The organism is Microcoleus sp. CAWBG27 (genome assembly GCF_020883145.1).
Taxonomy (GTDB): Bacteria; Cyanobacteriota; Cyanobacteriia; order Cyanobacteriales; family Microcoleaceae; genus Microcoleus.
Map to the genome: position 1 here is coordinate 12744 of NZ_JAHREU010000029.1, position 15470 is coordinate 28213.

Genomic DNA, 15470 nt, shown 5'->3' on the forward strand with positions numbered 1-15470 from the left:
ATTGGTGTCAATGCAAGACTAGAACTTATGAAATATCTCGCTCCTAGCATCGATCTGGTACGTTGTTGGGCTTTAGCCCTCTTTGTCTATATCTAGAAAGAGGGCTAAAGCCCAACAACGTACCTAAGTCTTTAGTTCAATCCCCGATTACCCATGTTCGGTTTGACCCACTTTTTTCTAATATTATAAAGAGGGCTAAAGCCCAACAACGTACCTAATTTCCAATTTCTTATGCAGAAAATTGCCTTGTTTGGAACCAGTGCCGATCCACCTACTGCCGGACACAAAACAATCTTGAGTTGGCTTGCTCAACATTTTGATTATGTGGCTGTTTGGGCGTCGGACAATCCTTTCAAGTCGCACCAAACATCCCTCGAACATCGATCGGCAATGCTGCTGTTAATGATTCAAGAAATTAATTCGCCCAGACACAACCTTTGCTTGCATCCAGAGCTCAGCAGTCCGAGGACGCTAGAAACCGTGGAACAAGCAAGATTGCAGTGGCCGGATGCAGAGTTGACGATGGTAATAGGCTCGGACTTGGTGGGACAACTGCCTCGCTGGTACAAATTTGAACAGTTGTTAAAAGAAGTAGAGTTACTGATAGTACCGCGACCTGGTTATCCGTCAGAACAGTTAGATTTGTGGCAGTTGAGGCGCATGGGTGCAGAAGTGGCGATCGCATCTTTGAACGCTCCCGATGTTTCTTCAACTTCCTATCGGGAAACTGGAGACACGGAAGCCCTGACTCCGACTATCGAAGATTACATTAATCGGGAGCATTTGTACGCATGGCACGAGGCGCAAAAAAGAGCGAGGGTTGCTCATTAGCTGACTTTAAAGTAGGAGTAGATAATGTAATTTTTTCCGTCGATACCGTGCAGAACCGCTTGTTGGTGCTGTTGGTAATGCGGCAAGACGAACCATTTATCGATTCTTGGAGTCTTCCCGGTACTTTGGTACGGCACGGAGAGTCTCTGGAAAATGCAGCTTACCGGATTTTGTCGGAAAAAATTCGAGTAGAAAATTTGTATCTGGAGCAACTGTATACTTTTGGAGAACCGGGACGCGATCCGAGAGAATTCACCAGGGGCGATCGCTATCTTTCGGTGAGTTACTTTGCTTTGGTGCGGTTTGAGGAAGCTGAATTGATTGCTGGAAGTGTAGTTGCAGGTGTCGGGCACCGCGTCGGCGGCATTGCTTGGTATCCCGTCCAACAAGTTCCGAAGCTAGCCTTCGATCACAATCAAATTCTCGAATACGGATACCGCCGACTCCGCAACAAACTTGAATACAGTCCCGTAGCTTTTGAAGTTTTGCCGGAGCTTTTTACTTTGAGCGATCTGTATCAATTGTATACTACTATTTTGGGGGAAAATTTTTCGGATTATTCTAATTTTAGAGCTCGATTGTTGAAATTGGGCTTTTTGTGCGATACCCGTGTTAAGGTTTCGCGAGGTGCAGGGCGGCCTGCTAGTTTGTACCGCTTTGATGCTGCTGCTTTTGCTCCTTTCAAAAATAAGCCCCTAGTGTTTATATAGCTGTTCCTTGGATGACCTCGCCTAAAAATAGCCGCCACCGACGCTTGCTGAGGGTCGATCGCCAAATTTGAGACTAAGGTTCAATCTCTCAGATTAATCCGTGGAGTCAATCTAATATCTAAAATCTAAGATCTAAAATCGACTGACATTATGAGTTCAATTGAGTAACATGAGAAAACAATCTATTGAGGAGTGCCGCAGATGAAAAACCCTGATGAATGTGCTAGTATTCACGAGGTTCGCGAGGAAATTGATATCATCGATCGAGAAGTGATCGATGCTTTGAGCAAGAGATTTCAATACGTCATCGCAGCAGCCAGGTTCAAAACGAGTGAAGCGAGCGTTAGAGCGCCCGATCGCTTTCAGGCTATGTTACAACAGCGACGCGAGTGGGCTTTGGAATCGGGTTTGAATCCTGATGTGGTAGAAAAACTCTACCGGGATTTGGTGAATCATTTTATTGAGGAAGAATTGAAGCGTTACAAATCTGAGTAATGTTTCCCTACATTCAAGTCTAAGACTATAGGAAATTGAGTCCGCGCGAGCGGACTGCTAGCAAGATTTATTAGGTGACTTGGTAATATGAAAATTGCGATCGCACAACTCAACCCTACTATTGGTGATATCTGTGGCAACTCCAACCTAATTCTGGAGGCTGCGAAAAAAGCGCAGATTGAGGGCGCAAACTTATTGCTAACACCGGAACTTTCGCTGCTGGGTTATCCGCCTCGCGATTTGTTGATGAACCCGAGTTTCATTGCAATTGCCACCGCACATTTGGAACAACTGGCGCAAGCTTTACCACCGGAGTTAGCAGTCATTGTCGGCACTGCCATACCTAATGCTGATGCTGTGAAACTAGGCGAGAAGTTATTGTTCAACAGTGCTGTTTTGTTGCAAAATGGCGCAGTGCAACAAGTTTTTCATAAACGCTTGTTGCCTACCTATGATGTATTTGATGAAGATAGATATTTTGAACCGGGACAAAACAGTAATTATTTCACTATTGGTGAACTCAAAATTGGTGTAACAATTTGTGAGGATTTGTGGAACAATGAGGAGTTTTGGGGTAAACGCAGTTACGCGGGCGATCCTATTTCCGATTTGACAAAGTTGGGCGTGGATTTAGTGGTGAATTTGTCGGCATCGCCTTATTCTGTCGGGAAGCGGGGAGTGCGATCGGCGATGTTGCACCACAGTGTCATCCGTTCGGGGATACCGATTGTTTATGCTAATCAGGTAGGTGGAAATGATGATATTATTTTTGATGGCAGCAGTTTTGCGGTGAATCGTCAGGGGAATTTGATTCGGGTATTGGCTTCTTTTGAAACTGATTTTGCTGTGCTGGAATATGATGAAAACAAACAAGATTTAATTGGTGGCGGGAACGGAGAAGATTTAAGTTCCACAACAGAGTTAAGTTCCGCAACAGATTTAAGTTCCACAACAGATTTAAGTTTTGAACCGCCTTTCGGGGATGCGGAAATTTGGGCTGCTTTGGTTTTGGGAGTCCGAGATTATGTTCGCAAATGCGGTTTTTCTAAGGTTGTACTTGGTTTGAGTGGCGGGATAGATTCGGCTTTGGTGGCGGCGATCGCCAGTTGTGCGATCGGGCCCGAAAATGTGTTAGGGGTGCTGATGCCTTCTCCTTACAGTTCGGATCATTCGGTTAATGATGCTTTGGAGTTAGCTAACAATCTCGGAATTGCGATCGAAATGTTGCCCATTGGCGATTTGATGAAAACTTACGATCGCACTTTCGCCGATTTGTTTCTCAATACCACTTTCGGAATTGCCGAGGAAAATATCCAATCCCGCATTCGCGGCAATCTGTTGATGGCGATTTCTAATAAATTCGGACATTTGCTGCTTTCGACTGGCAATAAATCGGAAATGTCGGTGGGTTACTGCACTCTATACGGCGATATGAATGGCGGATTGGCCGTGATTTCTGATGTGCCAAAAACTCGGGTTTATTCGCTTTGTCGGTGGCTGAATTCTGCCGAATCTGTAGGGGCGGTGTCCCCGTGCCCGCCCTTGGAAAAAGAAATCATTCCAGTTAATATTATTGATAAAGCGCCGAGTGCTGAACTGAAACCGGGGCAGGTTGACCAAGATTCTTTGCCTGCTTATGATGTTTTGGATGACATCTTGCAGCGATCGATCGAACATCACGAATCTGTCCAACAAATTATCGCGGCGGGACACGATGAAGCCGTGGTTAAGCGTGTAGTAAAATTAGTCAGGCAATCGGAGTTTAAACGGCGACAAGCAGCCCCAGGCTTGAAAATTAGCGATCGAGCTTTTGGTACCGGTTGGCGGATGCCGATCGCCAAATCTTCCTCTTATGAAACGTATCATTAAACGCAAAATGGTTAACATCGGCGGTACTTTTGGCTTCGATTTTCTCCTCGGAACTCCCGGAAACGATACGATGAGAGGACTTGTAGGGAATGACACTATTCAAGGTTTGGCGGGGAATGACCTAATTTTTGGCGATCGCGACAATGACTCGATCGCCGGAAACGAAGGCGCCGATACCCTGTTTGGAGGTCAGGGAAGCGATACAATCTATGGAGGACAAGGTGAAGATGTGATTAATGGCGATCGGGGGAACGATTTACTAATCGGTGGCGAAGGCAAAGATATCTTGACAGGAGGCGCGGGCGATGATTTATTTGTGCTAGAAAACACATCCCCTGCACCTACTGTCACCCAAGCCGATGTTATTACAGATTTTGGCAGCGGCAATGATAAAATTGTCTTGACAGAAGGCATAAAGTTTAGCGATTTGAATATTTCTGTTTCTGAGAACCAAACTGTGATGCAAAATAAAAATTCTGGCAACTATTTAGGAGTAGTTTCAGGAAAATTTAATTTGACTGAATCAAACTTTATCTCAATGTTTGGTGGGATGGATGTGGGTCAACTTTTGCCAGTTTCTGTGAATGCGATTGTGGGCGCTGGGGCGTTAGCGGAGCCCGCCCCTAGGGGGGCTACGCCAACGCAGAGGATCGGACTGGAAGTAGCGAAAACTCCCCAAGAACAAGCAATTGGCTTAATGTTTCGCACAGAATTGCCCGATGACAGGGGAATGCTTTTCCCGATCGCCCCCCCGCGCAACGTGCGCTTCTGGATGAGAAACGTGCAAATCGAGCTGGATATGATTTTTCTGCGCGAAGGGGTAGTGCAGGCGATAATTCCCAACGTACCGCCCTGTTTGAGCGACACCTGCCCCAACTACGGCCCCGATGTTCCCGTTGACGGAGTGATTGAACTCAAAGGCGGCAGGGCGGCCCAGTTGGGACTCAAAGTGGGCGATCGAATTCCAAATTTACCCTAAAAGGTATTTGACATCATGTCTGTTTAATTCCGAATTGTATGATGTTAAATTTTGTAGGGGCGGGTTCACCAACAATAATTGCCCATAATCTACAATCTCATAAACCCGCCCCCGCCCATGCTATCGAACATGATATAATTCTGTAAAAATATTCAACATTTGTGCCTCCAATGAACCCTATTGAATTAACAATAATCCCCAATCAAGCTCAAAACGGTTTAGCCTACCAACATTTACGCTTCCGAATTACAACTCAAGACGGTATTATCACACCCGAAGATTTACAAGGTTTAAAAATCCCTCAAAATGTTCAATTTAGCCAAGGAATTGTCATTGAAGGTAGAGGAGCAATTTGGCTGTACGGGTATTTAGTGCACGAATGCCATCCTGCCGCTTGGGTTGGATGTTACGATCCGCGATTAGAAGGCGCCGTGGTAGTAGCAACTCACAAACACGAAGTATCAGTTGGACAAATAATCAAATTGAACTTACCAAGTTAGTAAATTAGAAAAGGTTTGATCGTTCGGACTTCAGTCCGCATCCATAGAAGGACTAAAGTCCTCACTACAAGCCTTGTGTACAGTGCTATTCGATGTTAGTAAATTAGAAAAGGTTTGATCGTTCGGACTTCAGTCCGCATCCATAGAAGGACTAAAGTCCTCACTACAAGCCTTGTGTACAGTGCTATTCGATGTTAGTAAATTGGAAAAGGTTTGATCGTTCGGACTTCAGTCCGCATCCATAGAAGGACTAAAGTCCTCACTACAAGCCTTGTGTACAGTGCTATTCGATCGCCCAAACAACATTTAATTTTAATTATCAACATTTCGGACAGTTTCAGGGCTTACGCATCAGGGGGCTAGAAACCCGGTTTCTAGGAAATTTTGCGTCTAGTAACGAGAAATATAGCAAGAAATCGAGTTTTTTAGGTCAGTCTGCGTGCAGGAATAAAAAACATTTAACTTTCATTACATAGCAACCGCCAAGACGATTAGGATGTTGTTAATTGCTGAAATCCTTGCTTTTATTGCTTCTTCCTTCTTCCTTCTTCCGACTTCCATCGGACTTCCTTATTACTTATAACGGTGTTCATAAAGATGAGGTACGTTGTTGGGCTTTAGCCCCTATACGCTTAGTGATTATATAAGCTGTCAGAAATACCTCATCTTTTTGAAAAAGGCTATATTACTTATTACTTATTACTTATTACTTATTACTTCGGTCAACAGTCAACAGTCAACAGTCAACAGTCAACAGTCAACAGTCAACAGTCAACAGTCAACAGTCAACAGTCAACAGTCAACAGTCAACTATAATTTATCCTTTCACAGGCAAAACGATCGCAAACTCAGTGCCAACTCCAGACTGGGACTTCGCCTCGATAGTGCCGCCATGTTTTTCTACCACAATCTGATGGGCAATTGCCAACCCCAATCCCGTTCCTTTCCCGACAGCTTTTGTCGTGAACAAATGGTCGAATATGTGTTTTTTTACTTCTTCTGGCATCCCGGTTCCGTTATCAGCAATTTTAATTATAATATAATCTTCCCCGATTACATTAGTGCAAATCGTAATGCGGTTGGGATTGACAGCAATTTCGTGAAAAGTGCGTCCAATATTTAACTCTTCTAAGGCATCGATCGCATTGGCAAGTAAGTTCATAAAAACTTGATTTAATTGACCGGGAAAACATTCAATTTTAGGGATATTACCGTATTTAGCTATCACTTCAATCTGCGGGCGATTTTCGTTAGCTTTTAGACGGTGTTTCAAAATCAAAATAGCGCTATCAATGCCGTCGTGAATATTAAAAGGAACTTTGTAGTCTTTATCGCCTCGGGAGAATGTACGCAAACTGGTGCTGATGCTGGAAATGCGATCGCACCCGACTTCCATGGAATTAATCATCTTCGGTAAATCTTCCAAGAGATAATCGAGATCTATCTCTTCGGCATGGTTCGCAATTTCCGATTTGGGTGCATCAGAGCGATACAATTCTAAGTGTTCTATTACATCCCCGAAACTTCTTTTAGCTTCACTTAAATTGCCCGAAATAAACCCAATAGGATTGTTGATTTCGTGGGCTACTCCGGCAACTAAATTACCTAAAGCCGACATTTTCTCATTTTGTACGAGTTGCAGTTGCGTTTGCTGTAAATCTTTTAAAGTTTGTTCGAGGCGCTGATTTTGCTGTTGCAAAAGTTCCTGTGCTCGCTTACGCTCGGTGGCATCGACACCCAAACCAATAATCCCGATCCTCTCGCCATCGGATTTTTTTAACTGCACTTTTGTGACTTCTAAATAGTGCAGTTTGCCGTCCACAAACATTAGAGTTTCGTTGGAGTAATGGGGTGAATCTTGGGCAAGACAGGCTGCATCTGAAACCAGGCAATTCGCTGCATTTTCTCCGAGTATATCTTTGTAATGTTCGACAGCTAGTAAAGCGGAGAGAGACACACCGATATCTTGACAAAAAGTGTTGTTGAAAAAGTGTACTTTTCCCTGAGGATTAACGCTCCAAATCCAAATCGGAGCGACATCAAGAATCGCTTGCAGCATTTGTTTTTGCTCGGCAAGCTGAACTTCTGTTCGGCTGACTTTTGTTAGCATTCGCTCTAATTTTTGGCTGTAATCCTGAGAACTTTTATATAGCAGGGCATTTGACAAACTGATGGCTGCTTGAGAACACAGGAGATTGAGATATTGCAGCCGATCGCGCGTAAAAACTCTTGCAGTTAACAGATTCTCTAGATACAAAATGCCGACTAACTTGTCTCGATCGAGAATCGGCAAACACGACAGGCTCTGCGGTTGGTATTTGAGGATGTAGGAGTCGGACTCCCAATCACATTGTTGAGGAATGCCCCGCAAAATCACAGGTTTTAACAATTCTTTAACGCAATCAACAATGTTTAGGGGCAGGATATCGCTGTTTTGATCGAGTGTTGCGGATGATAAGTCGATCGCCCGATCGACGCCCAAATTGTCGATCGCTCTTGCAGCAGCAATTTCCCATTGATTGCCGTTTTGCAAAATCAGCACTGCTTTCTCAACGCCTGTATTTCTCATCGCCAGTTGTATCAGTTTGGCAATTAGTTGCTGCAGATCTCTTTCACTAGAAAGCGCTTGACAAGCTTTTAGCAGAGTTGAAAAATTCCCAAAATCTGAGACTGTCGCCGACACAGACGGATTCATCAATGAAGGTACAGATTGATTTTGTTTGGCAGGTATCGCGAAGGTTGCTAATGAATCTGTAGCGAGTTTAGCAGGCTGCAAAATCGCTGACAACAGTTGAGGATAGCATTTTTCTAATTCATCAATTTTGGCTCGATCTCCCGAGCGCAGATAGCAATCATAGGTGTCTATCATGTAGGCTATAGCAATTTTTTCTCTTCCCAATGACAGGTAAAACTTAGCAGCGAGTTCGCAAGCAAGAGCTTCTTCATTCAAAAAATCGTTAGCTTTAGCTCCGGCAATAGCTCGATCGTAAAGTTCCATTGCTTCTGTAGTCTTCCCAAAAACGCGAAGCCATTCTGCTTCAACCAGATCTAATTTGTGCTGGTGACTGTTCGGGTTACGGTGCGCGAATTCTTTGAGGTTTTTTTGAATTACAAAAACACGTTTTAGGATTTGTTTTTGCTTTGTCGGTGCGGCATCTTCATAGACTGCTAAATGTGCCAGCGCATCGTAAAATTCGTGGATCATAGTTACTAGCATTGCAACACAACTTTCCCATAAATCTTGTTGGTATCTCCCTGTCAAACTACTTCGGATTGCGGCTGGAATATATTGCCGATCCGGCGTTTATTTGTGATAAGATTTATCCCATTTTATCTGGCAGGTTACTATAAATAAAACTTCCCAGATAGGAATCTTTCATATATTTTAAAATAACTGACCTCCTTTCGATTTCGTCGAGAATATCTGTTTGCTTGATGACTATTTCGAGCGATGCAATTAACTGTCACGCGATGCAACTCGACGATCGCATTCTGGCACAACCGCCTCGCGGAAGTCCACAACAAATCGGTAACTGCGGGCGTAGGTTTTTATACTGCGGGCAGGAATTGCGCCCGGAATATCTAGATTTTTGGTCGTTTCGCGCCGATCGGGAAACTACAAGAGTTTGCTACAGGCGGGTTAGCGGTTTCAATCGCCCACAGCCCCGAAAGCGGTTCGATAAATCGGTGTAAAATTCGCGATCGGGCGATCTCCAGGCATTACCGCAGTCAAATGTACTGCATCTATTGTTGCATCCATATTGGCTGACCCCAAGCCAGGAATTAAGTTGAAAATAGTTAGTGTATCTATCTTAGGGCATAAACAGCGAATTTTCGAGCTTTCGATCTAAAATTCTACTGATCTGCTACGGAATAATATTTTATACTGGGACGATCGGGACTAGAGTTTGTTACTTACGTATAGCCCAATACCATTTACTTAAGAAGAATCTGACTTGCAAAAAATGTCTGTACTGCCTAGAAAATCGTCAGATAAAATTCCTAAAAAAGGGTTAAGTAAACCGTATTGACGTATAGCCTTTCTCAAAAAGATGAGGTATAACTCAATACGGTTTACTCAAGATGTCCGAAGAGAGGAACGAAGCAATCTCCGTATCTATTTTTCATAGCGGTTTACCCCCAGGGCGGTATACCAGTAAACGGTATTGAGGTATAACTGACAGCTTATATAACCACTTAAACCAAGGAGGCTCAAGCCCAACAACGTCCGCGAATCTTTCTGATAACCGCTATAGCCTTTCTCAAAAAGATGAGGTATGGCTGACAGCTTACATAACCGCTGAAATCAAGAGGGCTCTCTTCCCAACAACGTCCGCGAATCTTTGTGAAAACCGCTATATATAAGTTTCTACGGTTAATATTAAATGTCTTAAATGAACGCAAAACACTGGTATTTTGCGTAGCGATACGCCAATAGAGTGTTCCTGAAAATACTTTTTAATATTCAGTAGATCTAATATATGAGAATTGGGAATTGGGAATTAGGAATTGTAATTGGTAATTGTTAGCTGTTGACTGTTGACTGTTAACTGTTAACTGTTAACTGTTGACTGTTTAAACAATACCGATGCAACCAGAAACGATATCATTAGTCCTGCTGTCATTAGTCCTGCTGTCATTAGTCGCTCAACTGAGAACTGAGAACTGACAACCGTCAACTGACAACAGTCAACAGTCAATTGACTACTTTCGCCCGAGCAACAAATAAGTCATCATTTCTCCTTTACCTTTAATTTCAACAGCACCGCGCATTTTAAAGGAAAAATTATCTTTCAAACGCTCATAAACCGCAGCAGTCACCTGAATTTCTCCCGGAATACCGTTTGATTCCATCCGGTGAGCAACATTCACTGTATCCCCCCACAAATCGTAACTAAATTTAGTTAAACCAATGACTCCCGCCACTACCCCACCAATATTTATCCCAATGCGGAGACTAAAAGTTTGATTGTGTTTGAGATTGAAGCTAGCCAGAGCAGCTTGCATATCGAGTGCCATTTGGGCGATCGCCTCTGCGTGATTTTCTTGCGGTTGGGGCAAACCGCCAACTACCATGTAAGCATCACCAATAGTTTTGATTTTCTCTAAACCGTGCTCTAACGATAACCGATCGAATTGACTAAAAATTTGATTGAGAACTTTCACCGTTTCTGCCGCACTTTTTTGAGATGCAAAATTTGTAAATCCCACCAAATCAGCGAATAAAACGCTGACATCCGAAAAGCTGTCAGCAATTATGCTTTGTCCTTCCTGCAAGCGATCGGCAATCGGTTTAGGCAAAATATTTAAGAGCAATTCTTCAATTTCTTCTTTCTGAAATTTGGTTGTTTCCAAGAGCAACCGCGTTTCAATTTCTGCCTCTTCCCGAAAAGCGATTTCCCGCTGCAACATCTGATTTTTATGCGTAAGTTGCAGTTCTAATTCCCGCAGCCGCAATTGATTTTCAACCCTAGCTAGCACTTCTACTGCTTCAAAAGGTTTAATAATGTAATCCACCCCGCCAACATTAAAGGCTTTCACCTTATGAGAAACTTCTACCAAAGCACTCAGAAAAATAATGGGAATGCCGCGAGTGCGATCGCTAGCTTTCAAGCGGCTGCAAACTTCATAGCCATCGATACCAGGCATCATAATATCTAGCAAAATTAAGTCAGGTTGAGTCAACTCCACAGCTTCGAGTCCCCGTTGGCCGCTAGATGCAAGTCGTACTTCATAGCCTTTTTTCGACAAGATTCGCTCCAGTAAACTTAAATTGTTAAGAGTGTCGTCAATAATTAAAATACTGCCCCTGAATTTTTCAAAAGATAGTTGATTCATCAGCTTGCTAGGAAGTTAGTTAAACTTATAGCCTTTCTCAGAAAGATGAGGTACTCATGGGCATCGGGGATAGGGCATCGGGCATCGGGCATACCTCACTTTTTTGAGAACCGCTATAAGATTGGTTTAAATTCAAAACTTACGCACGGTGCATCGAAATCTTTTTTTTCATGAAACTACTTGTTGAAGCAGGGAGAAAGAGCGATTGGCCCTATTTTTGATGTACGAATGCCTCCTTGACTCAAATGTATACTAATTTGTCAGGCACAACAAAAGCTTTGCCAAAAACTTCATGTTGTGGGTAAATTCGATCGCCCTCCGTGTAGATTGATTGACTGGTAAGTTGATTGACTGCTTGATACCCGTTTTGAAAACAAACATATCGCACTATTCCCACCGCTGTTGCAATTTACACTACACTCATGGACTTACTGGCACAGTTGGCGGGGCTAATTTTCCCGAAATTCTTAGTATACCTGGATTTAAAAGTACGATCGACATGGCGGGCGATCGAGAAATGGGCGCGATCTTTTCGTCATATCATCCCTGAGTCTCTGGTGCGACATTTTATTAAGAAATAATACAATAATTTTACACATGGGGAAACTCGGGAAGGGAGCAAGTCAAACCATGCGATTAGCGATCGGATCGAGTACAATTTTGATAAGATTTAAGATTCAGAAAAAATTTGCTATTGTCCGTCGGGGTAACAACAATGAGCGATCGACCAATCATTCTCGGTATTGTCGGAGACAGCGCAGCAGGCAAAACCACCCTGACGCGGGGAATTGCCCAAGTATTGGGGCCAGAAAATGTCACTGTGATTTGCACAGACGACTATCATAGGTATGACAGACAGCAGCGCGCCGAAATCGGGCTCACAGCACTGCATCCCGACTGCAATTACCTCGACATCATGCAGCAGCACCTCAGCCTGCTGCGTACAGGTCAAGCAATTCTCAAACCCATATACAACCACCACTCAGGTACATTCGATCCCCCGGAATACATCAAGCCAGAAAAATTTGTAATAGTTGAAGGTTTGCTGGGTTACTCAACCCGAACCATCCGCGATTCTTACGATGTCAAAGTGTATCTTGCTCCCCCAGAAGAGTTGCGAACTCAGTGGAAAGTTAAGCGCGATATTATGAAGCGCGGTTATACTGAAGAACAGGTACTTGCAGAAATGGAAAAGCGGGAACCGGATTCAGAAAATTATATTCGCCCCCAGCGCAAATTTGCCGATGTTGTAGTTAGCTTTTACCCGCCAGAAGCCGACAAAGAATCAAATTTGAGCGTGCGTTTAGTCCTGAGACCAACAATTCCTCACCCTGATTTTACTGAGATTTTAGCTCAAGGCAGCGATAGTTTTAAACCTGCCATTCGTTTGGGACTCGATCGCGATATGGGGAAACCAGTAGATGTTTTAGAAGTAGACTCCCATGCTACCAGCGAACAAGTAAGCGAGCTGGAAAAGATTTTGTGCAACGAAATGCCCCACCTGCGGGGATTTTGCAGTGCCCAAGGCAACCCTGAAATTGGCAAACTAATCGGCACCACTGGCGAAGTTTTGCAAAGTTACCCGCTAGCTTTGACGCAGTTGCTAGTTGCATATCACATGATGAAAGCAATTCATGTTTATTAATTGATTTATAGCGGTAATCAGAAAGATGAGGTATGTAGTTGGGATGCGAGCCCTCTATATTTAGTGGTTATATAAGCTGTCAGTCATACCTCATCTTTTTGAGAAAGGCTGTATCAGTCGGAGTGTAGTGCGATCGCCTCCGCCCGTGTTCTTTCTTAGGAGTGAGTGAGGATGCTCGCACTGCTGCCAATTCTCGCGAGCGCCGACAGCACTGTTATGAATACACGCGAGCGCGGACAGCACTAACGTAAAATGTGCCAAAGAACACTCTACAAAGCGCACCTACAAATAGCAATAGTTCGCCAGTAATTTTATCTACATAATTTACTGGCGAAATTGCGGAATTTGATTTATATTATTTTTGCCATCACTGATGGCAAAGTCTGATTGACTGTAACCAATTGCTGAACTTGCGGCGATACTGGCAACTGACTTTGAGGTGCGGGAACCATTTCGCCTCGGAAGTCGAGGAGAGTGACGAGCAGCAGGTAGGCAACTGCTAGAATTACAGAAATGACGCCGGTGATAATAGCAATAATTTTTGAACGTTCCATATTCAGAAAAATTTAAGTGCAGCTAATCTTAGTTTAACATTAAATGGAGCAATTATTAAGGGACTTATGCAATAGAATATAATCAGGTGCTACTTATTTATATGACGAAAATGGAACCTGTTATAGATGCGCCAACTTCCACCCAGATGCCGGGGGCTACCCCAGTGGTGGAAACATTCGATCTGGGGAAGTTCTACCGTACTGGCTTCTGGATGAACGAAAAGATTGAATCGCTCAAAAATTGCACTCTGACTGTCTCTGAGGGGGAAACTTTCGGGCTGTTAGGGCAGAATGGAGCGGGGAAAACTACGCTGCTGAAGACTTTGCTGGGGATAGTGCGGCCGACTTCTGGCAGGGCGCTGTTGTTGGGGAAGCCTTTGGGCGATCGCACTGTGAAGCAACGAGTCGGCTATTTGCCAGAAAATCCCTATTTTTACGATTATCTCACGGGCTGGGAATTTTTGCAATTTGCGGCGGGCTTATTTCAAATCCCCCCCTCGATTCAGCGGCAGCGAATTCCGCATTTACTAGATTTAGTTGGGCTAGCTCAATCGGCGGCAATTAAAAAACAGTTGCGCCAGTATTCTAAGGGAATGCTGCAACGGATCGGCATGGCTCAAGCTTTGATTAACAATCCCGATGTAGTATTTTTGGATGAGCCGATGTCTGGTTTAGATCCGATGGGGCGCTATCAGATGCGGGAGATAATTTTATCGCTGAAAAATCAAGGGAAAACGATTTTTTTTAATTCGCACGTACTCTCGGATGTGGAGAAGATTTGCGATCGGGTGGCAATTTTGGCTCGCGGTGAGTTAATCTGTGTTGGTGCGATCGATGAACTTTTGGGTAATACTAAAACTTACCGAGTTCAAGGTAAGGGTGGCCATTTGAATATTCTGCAAAAATGGATACCGGATATGGAAGTTGATAATGATTTGTGGTACGGTCATTTGCAGGGACATCCGAAGGACTTTATTGCTAATTTGAGCGTGATGGGAGGGCAGCTAATTGGGATGAATTTGGCTAAGCCTTCTTTGGAAGAGTTTTTTATTCAGCAACTGCAAGAAAGAGGGATTTATTCGAGCAGTTGAAATAGGATATAGCGGTTCTTAGAAAGATGAGGTATGTTGTTGGGCTTGGGCCCTCTTAGTGGAACTGGTTATATAAGCTGTCAGTTATACCTCATCTTTTTGATAAAGGCTATATTTGTTGAAAACGGCTACCGCCGAGGCCATATCCGATAGATGGACAGGATGAAAACTCTGCCAAGAATAACTTGTTTGTTTTTCTTGGCATCAACCGCCCGAGTCAGGTGATGTTAGACAGGCCATGCAATCGCAGTTTGACCTTAGAATCCCCGCGCTTTTACGTGCCCGGAGTATGTCCGCGACGGAACCAAGCGAATATATTAAAATCTCCCTGCATTTTCTGCAATTCTTGTTGGTGCTGCTTGGCTGTAGCATAATACCACTGGCAATAAAGCTCAAATTCTTGACGGTATTTAACTTCGTCATAAAACTCACGGACAACTTGATGTCTCTGAAAAATTTCAGCCGTTGGAGTCGGTTCTGGGACAATGTTTTGTAGCTCGTGGGGCAACATAATTGTTTGGGGGCGACTGTGGCAAATATTTGGTGTGATTACTTTAAGTTAACACATTAATTCATCGAATTTTAGATTTGGGATTTTAGAATTTATAAGATTTATAAAAAATCGTGCGTTGAGTTGGTTTATTCAGAGATTGTCGTGAGTCATGCGTCGCTGGGTAGATTTTTAGGGGCCTAAATTAAATAATTTACACTCTTGAAAGTGGGATGGGCGTCCCGCCCGTCTTCTCTGGACGGGCGGGACGCCCATCCCACAATAATCATCAAATGGTAAGTTATTTAACTCTCATTATTTTAGTTTTTTTTTGAGTACAATTGATGAATCCACACTCTACCAATATTGTTGCATTGATTGTTGCTTGATATTATAACAAAAACCGTTCGTAGTGTGGACTTTAGTCCGCAGAAATTGATGCGGACTAAAGTCCACACGTGCGTTCCT

General features: G+C 43.6%; 15 protein-coding genes. 10 read left to right on the top strand and 5 right to left on the bottom strand.

What is annotated here, in order from left to right:
- Window positions 1–231: 231 nt before the first annotated feature.
- From QZ938_RS17205 to crn3, 6 genes are all read left to right on the top strand, one after another.
- Window positions 232–831 carry a nicotinate-nucleotide adenylyltransferase gene (locus QZ938_RS17205; RefSeq protein ID WP_293352475.1) on the top strand — a complete coding sequence of 200 codons (600 nt, stop codon included), beginning with the start codon at window positions 232–234 and terminating at the stop codon, window positions 829–831.
- Window positions 792–1541: an NUDIX domain-containing protein gene (locus QZ938_RS17210; protein ID WP_293156216.1), complete on the top strand. Its 750-nt coding sequence runs from the start codon at window positions 792–794 to the stop codon at window positions 1539–1541. Before QZ938_RS17205 ends, QZ938_RS17210 begins: the two co-directional genes overlap by 40 nt.
- A 201-nt stretch (window positions 1542–1742) precedes the next feature.
- Window positions 1743–2036, top strand: a complete 294-nt coding sequence (locus tag QZ938_RS17215) for an isochorismate lyase (protein WP_293156219.1) — start codon at window positions 1743–1745, stop codon at window positions 2034–2036.
- 87 nt (window positions 2037–2123) lie between these two features.
- Window positions 2124–3905 (top strand): NAD+ synthase, encoded by a 1782-nt coding sequence (locus QZ938_RS17220; protein ID WP_293352473.1) that lies wholly within the window; start codon window positions 2124–2126, stop codon window positions 3903–3905.
- Window positions 3889–4884 (top strand): DUF192 domain-containing protein, encoded by a 996-nt coding sequence (locus QZ938_RS17225; RefSeq protein ID WP_293352471.1) that lies wholly within the window; start codon window positions 3889–3891, stop codon window positions 4882–4884. Before QZ938_RS17220 ends, QZ938_RS17225 begins: the two co-directional genes overlap by 17 nt.
- A gap of 170 nt (window positions 4885–5054) precedes the next feature.
- Complete coding sequence (crn3, locus tag QZ938_RS17230; protein ID WP_293352469.1) at window positions 5055–5384, top strand: CRISPR-associated ring nuclease Crn3/Csx3; 330 nt, start codon at window positions 5055–5057, stop codon at window positions 5382–5384.
- Between the two features lie 817 nt (window positions 5385–6201).
- On the opposite strand, the gene QZ938_RS17235 is transcribed toward crn3, so the two are convergent.
- Window positions 6202–8601, bottom strand: coding sequence for an ATP-binding protein (locus tag QZ938_RS17235; RefSeq protein WP_293352467.1), 2400 nt, complete (start codon window positions 8599–8601; stop codon window positions 6202–6204).
- Window positions 8602–8819: 218 nt separating this feature from the next.
- Here QZ938_RS17235 and QZ938_RS17240 point away from each other — a divergent pair, with 218 nt between their 5' ends.
- Window positions 8820–9077 carry a hypothetical protein gene (locus tag QZ938_RS17240; protein ID WP_293329750.1) on the top strand — a complete coding sequence of 86 codons (258 nt, stop codon included), beginning with the start codon at window positions 8820–8822 and terminating at the stop codon, window positions 9075–9077.
- A 1011-nt stretch (window positions 9078–10088) separates the two neighbouring features.
- Here the strand turns inward: QZ938_RS17240 and QZ938_RS17245 are convergent.
- Together QZ938_RS17245 and QZ938_RS17250 are read right to left on the bottom strand one after the other, a co-directional pair.
- On the bottom strand, window positions 10089–11222 hold the full coding sequence (locus QZ938_RS17245) for an adenylate/guanylate cyclase domain-containing protein (RefSeq protein WP_293329753.1): 1134 nt from the start codon (window positions 11220–11222) through the stop codon (window positions 10089–10091).
- A 252-nt stretch (window positions 11223–11474) separates the two neighbouring features.
- Window positions 11475–11603 (bottom strand): hypothetical protein, encoded by a 129-nt coding sequence (locus QZ938_RS17250; protein ID WP_293365600.1) that lies wholly within the window; start codon window positions 11601–11603, stop codon window positions 11475–11477.
- A 41-nt stretch (window positions 11604–11644) separates the two neighbouring features.
- On the opposite strand from QZ938_RS17250, the gene QZ938_RS17255 reads away from it, so the two are divergent.
- Together QZ938_RS17255 and QZ938_RS17260 are read left to right on the top strand one after the other, a co-directional pair.
- Entirely contained in the window at window positions 11645–11803 is a 159-nt protein-coding gene (locus QZ938_RS17255; RefSeq protein WP_293360492.1) for a hypothetical protein, read from the top strand.
- A 134-nt stretch (window positions 11804–11937) separates the two neighbouring features.
- Complete coding sequence (locus QZ938_RS17260) at window positions 11938–12867, top strand: phosphoribulokinase (protein ID WP_293329759.1); 930 nt, start codon at window positions 11938–11940, stop codon at window positions 12865–12867.
- A gap of 350 nt (window positions 12868–13217) precedes the next feature.
- Here the strand turns inward: QZ938_RS17260 and QZ938_RS17265 are convergent, their stop codons facing one another.
- Entirely contained in the window at window positions 13218–13421 is a 204-nt protein-coding gene (locus tag QZ938_RS17265; RefSeq protein ID WP_293156246.1) for a hypothetical protein, read from the bottom strand.
- Window positions 13422–13531: 110 nt separating this feature from the next.
- Here QZ938_RS17265 and QZ938_RS17270 point away from each other — a divergent pair, with 110 nt between their 5' ends.
- Window positions 13532–14512: an ABC transporter ATP-binding protein gene (locus tag QZ938_RS17270; protein WP_293156249.1), complete on the top strand. Its 981-nt coding sequence runs from the start codon at window positions 13532–13534 to the stop codon at window positions 14510–14512.
- 274 nt (window positions 14513–14786) lie between these two features.
- Here the strand turns inward: QZ938_RS17270 and QZ938_RS17275 are convergent, their stop codons facing one another.
- Window positions 14787–15023 (bottom strand): hypothetical protein, encoded by a 237-nt coding sequence (locus QZ938_RS17275; protein WP_293156254.1) that lies wholly within the window; start codon window positions 15021–15023, stop codon window positions 14787–14789.
- Window positions 15024–15470 lie beyond the last annotated feature (447 nt).

Excerpts from the sequence above, each read along its gene's own strand:
- QZ938_RS17205 (WP_293352475.1), top strand. The coding sequence starts at position 232 with ATGCAGAAAATTGCCTTGTTTGGAACCAGTGCCGATCCACCTACTGCC.
- QZ938_RS17235 (WP_293352467.1), bottom strand. The coding sequence starts at position 8,601 with ATGCTAGTAACTATGATCCACGAATTTTACGATGCGCTGGCACATTTA.
- QZ938_RS17240 (WP_293329750.1), top strand. The coding sequence starts at position 8,820 with ATGACTATTTCGAGCGATGCAATTAACTGTCACGCGATGCAACTCGAC.
- QZ938_RS17245 (WP_293329753.1), bottom strand. The coding sequence starts at position 11,222 with ATGAATCAACTATCTTTTGAAAAATTCAGGGGCAGTATTTTAATTATT.
- QZ938_RS17265 (WP_293156246.1), bottom strand. The coding sequence starts at position 13,421 with ATGGAACGTTCAAAAATTATTGCTATTATCACCGGCGTCATTTCTGTA.
- QZ938_RS17260 (WP_293329759.1), top strand. The coding sequence starts at position 11,938 with ATGAGCGATCGACCAATCATTCTCGGTATTGTCGGAGACAGCGCAGCA.
- QZ938_RS17275 (WP_293156254.1), bottom strand. The coding sequence starts at position 15,023 with ATGTTGCCCCACGAGCTACAAAACATTGTCCCAGAACCGACTCCAACG.
- QZ938_RS17250 (WP_293365600.1), bottom strand. The coding sequence starts at position 11,603 with ATGTTTGTTTTCAAAACGGGTATCAAGCAGTCAATCAACTTACCAGTC.
- crn3 (WP_293352469.1), top strand. The coding sequence starts at position 5,055 with ATGAACCCTATTGAATTAACAATAATCCCCAATCAAGCTCAAAACGGT.
- QZ938_RS17225 (WP_293352471.1), top strand. The coding sequence starts at position 3,889 with ATGAAACGTATCATTAAACGCAAAATGGTTAACATCGGCGGTACTTTT.
- QZ938_RS17220 (WP_293352473.1), top strand. The coding sequence starts at position 2,124 with ATGAAAATTGCGATCGCACAACTCAACCCTACTATTGGTGATATCTGT.
- QZ938_RS17255 (WP_293360492.1), top strand. The coding sequence starts at position 11,645 with ATGGACTTACTGGCACAGTTGGCGGGGCTAATTTTCCCGAAATTCTTA.
- QZ938_RS17215 (WP_293156219.1), top strand. The coding sequence starts at position 1,743 with ATGAAAAACCCTGATGAATGTGCTAGTATTCACGAGGTTCGCGAGGAA.
- QZ938_RS17270 (WP_293156249.1), top strand. The coding sequence starts at position 13,532 with ATGGAACCTGTTATAGATGCGCCAACTTCCACCCAGATGCCGGGGGCT.
- QZ938_RS17210 (WP_293156216.1), top strand. The coding sequence starts at position 792 with ATGGCACGAGGCGCAAAAAAGAGCGAGGGTTGCTCATTAGCTGACTTT.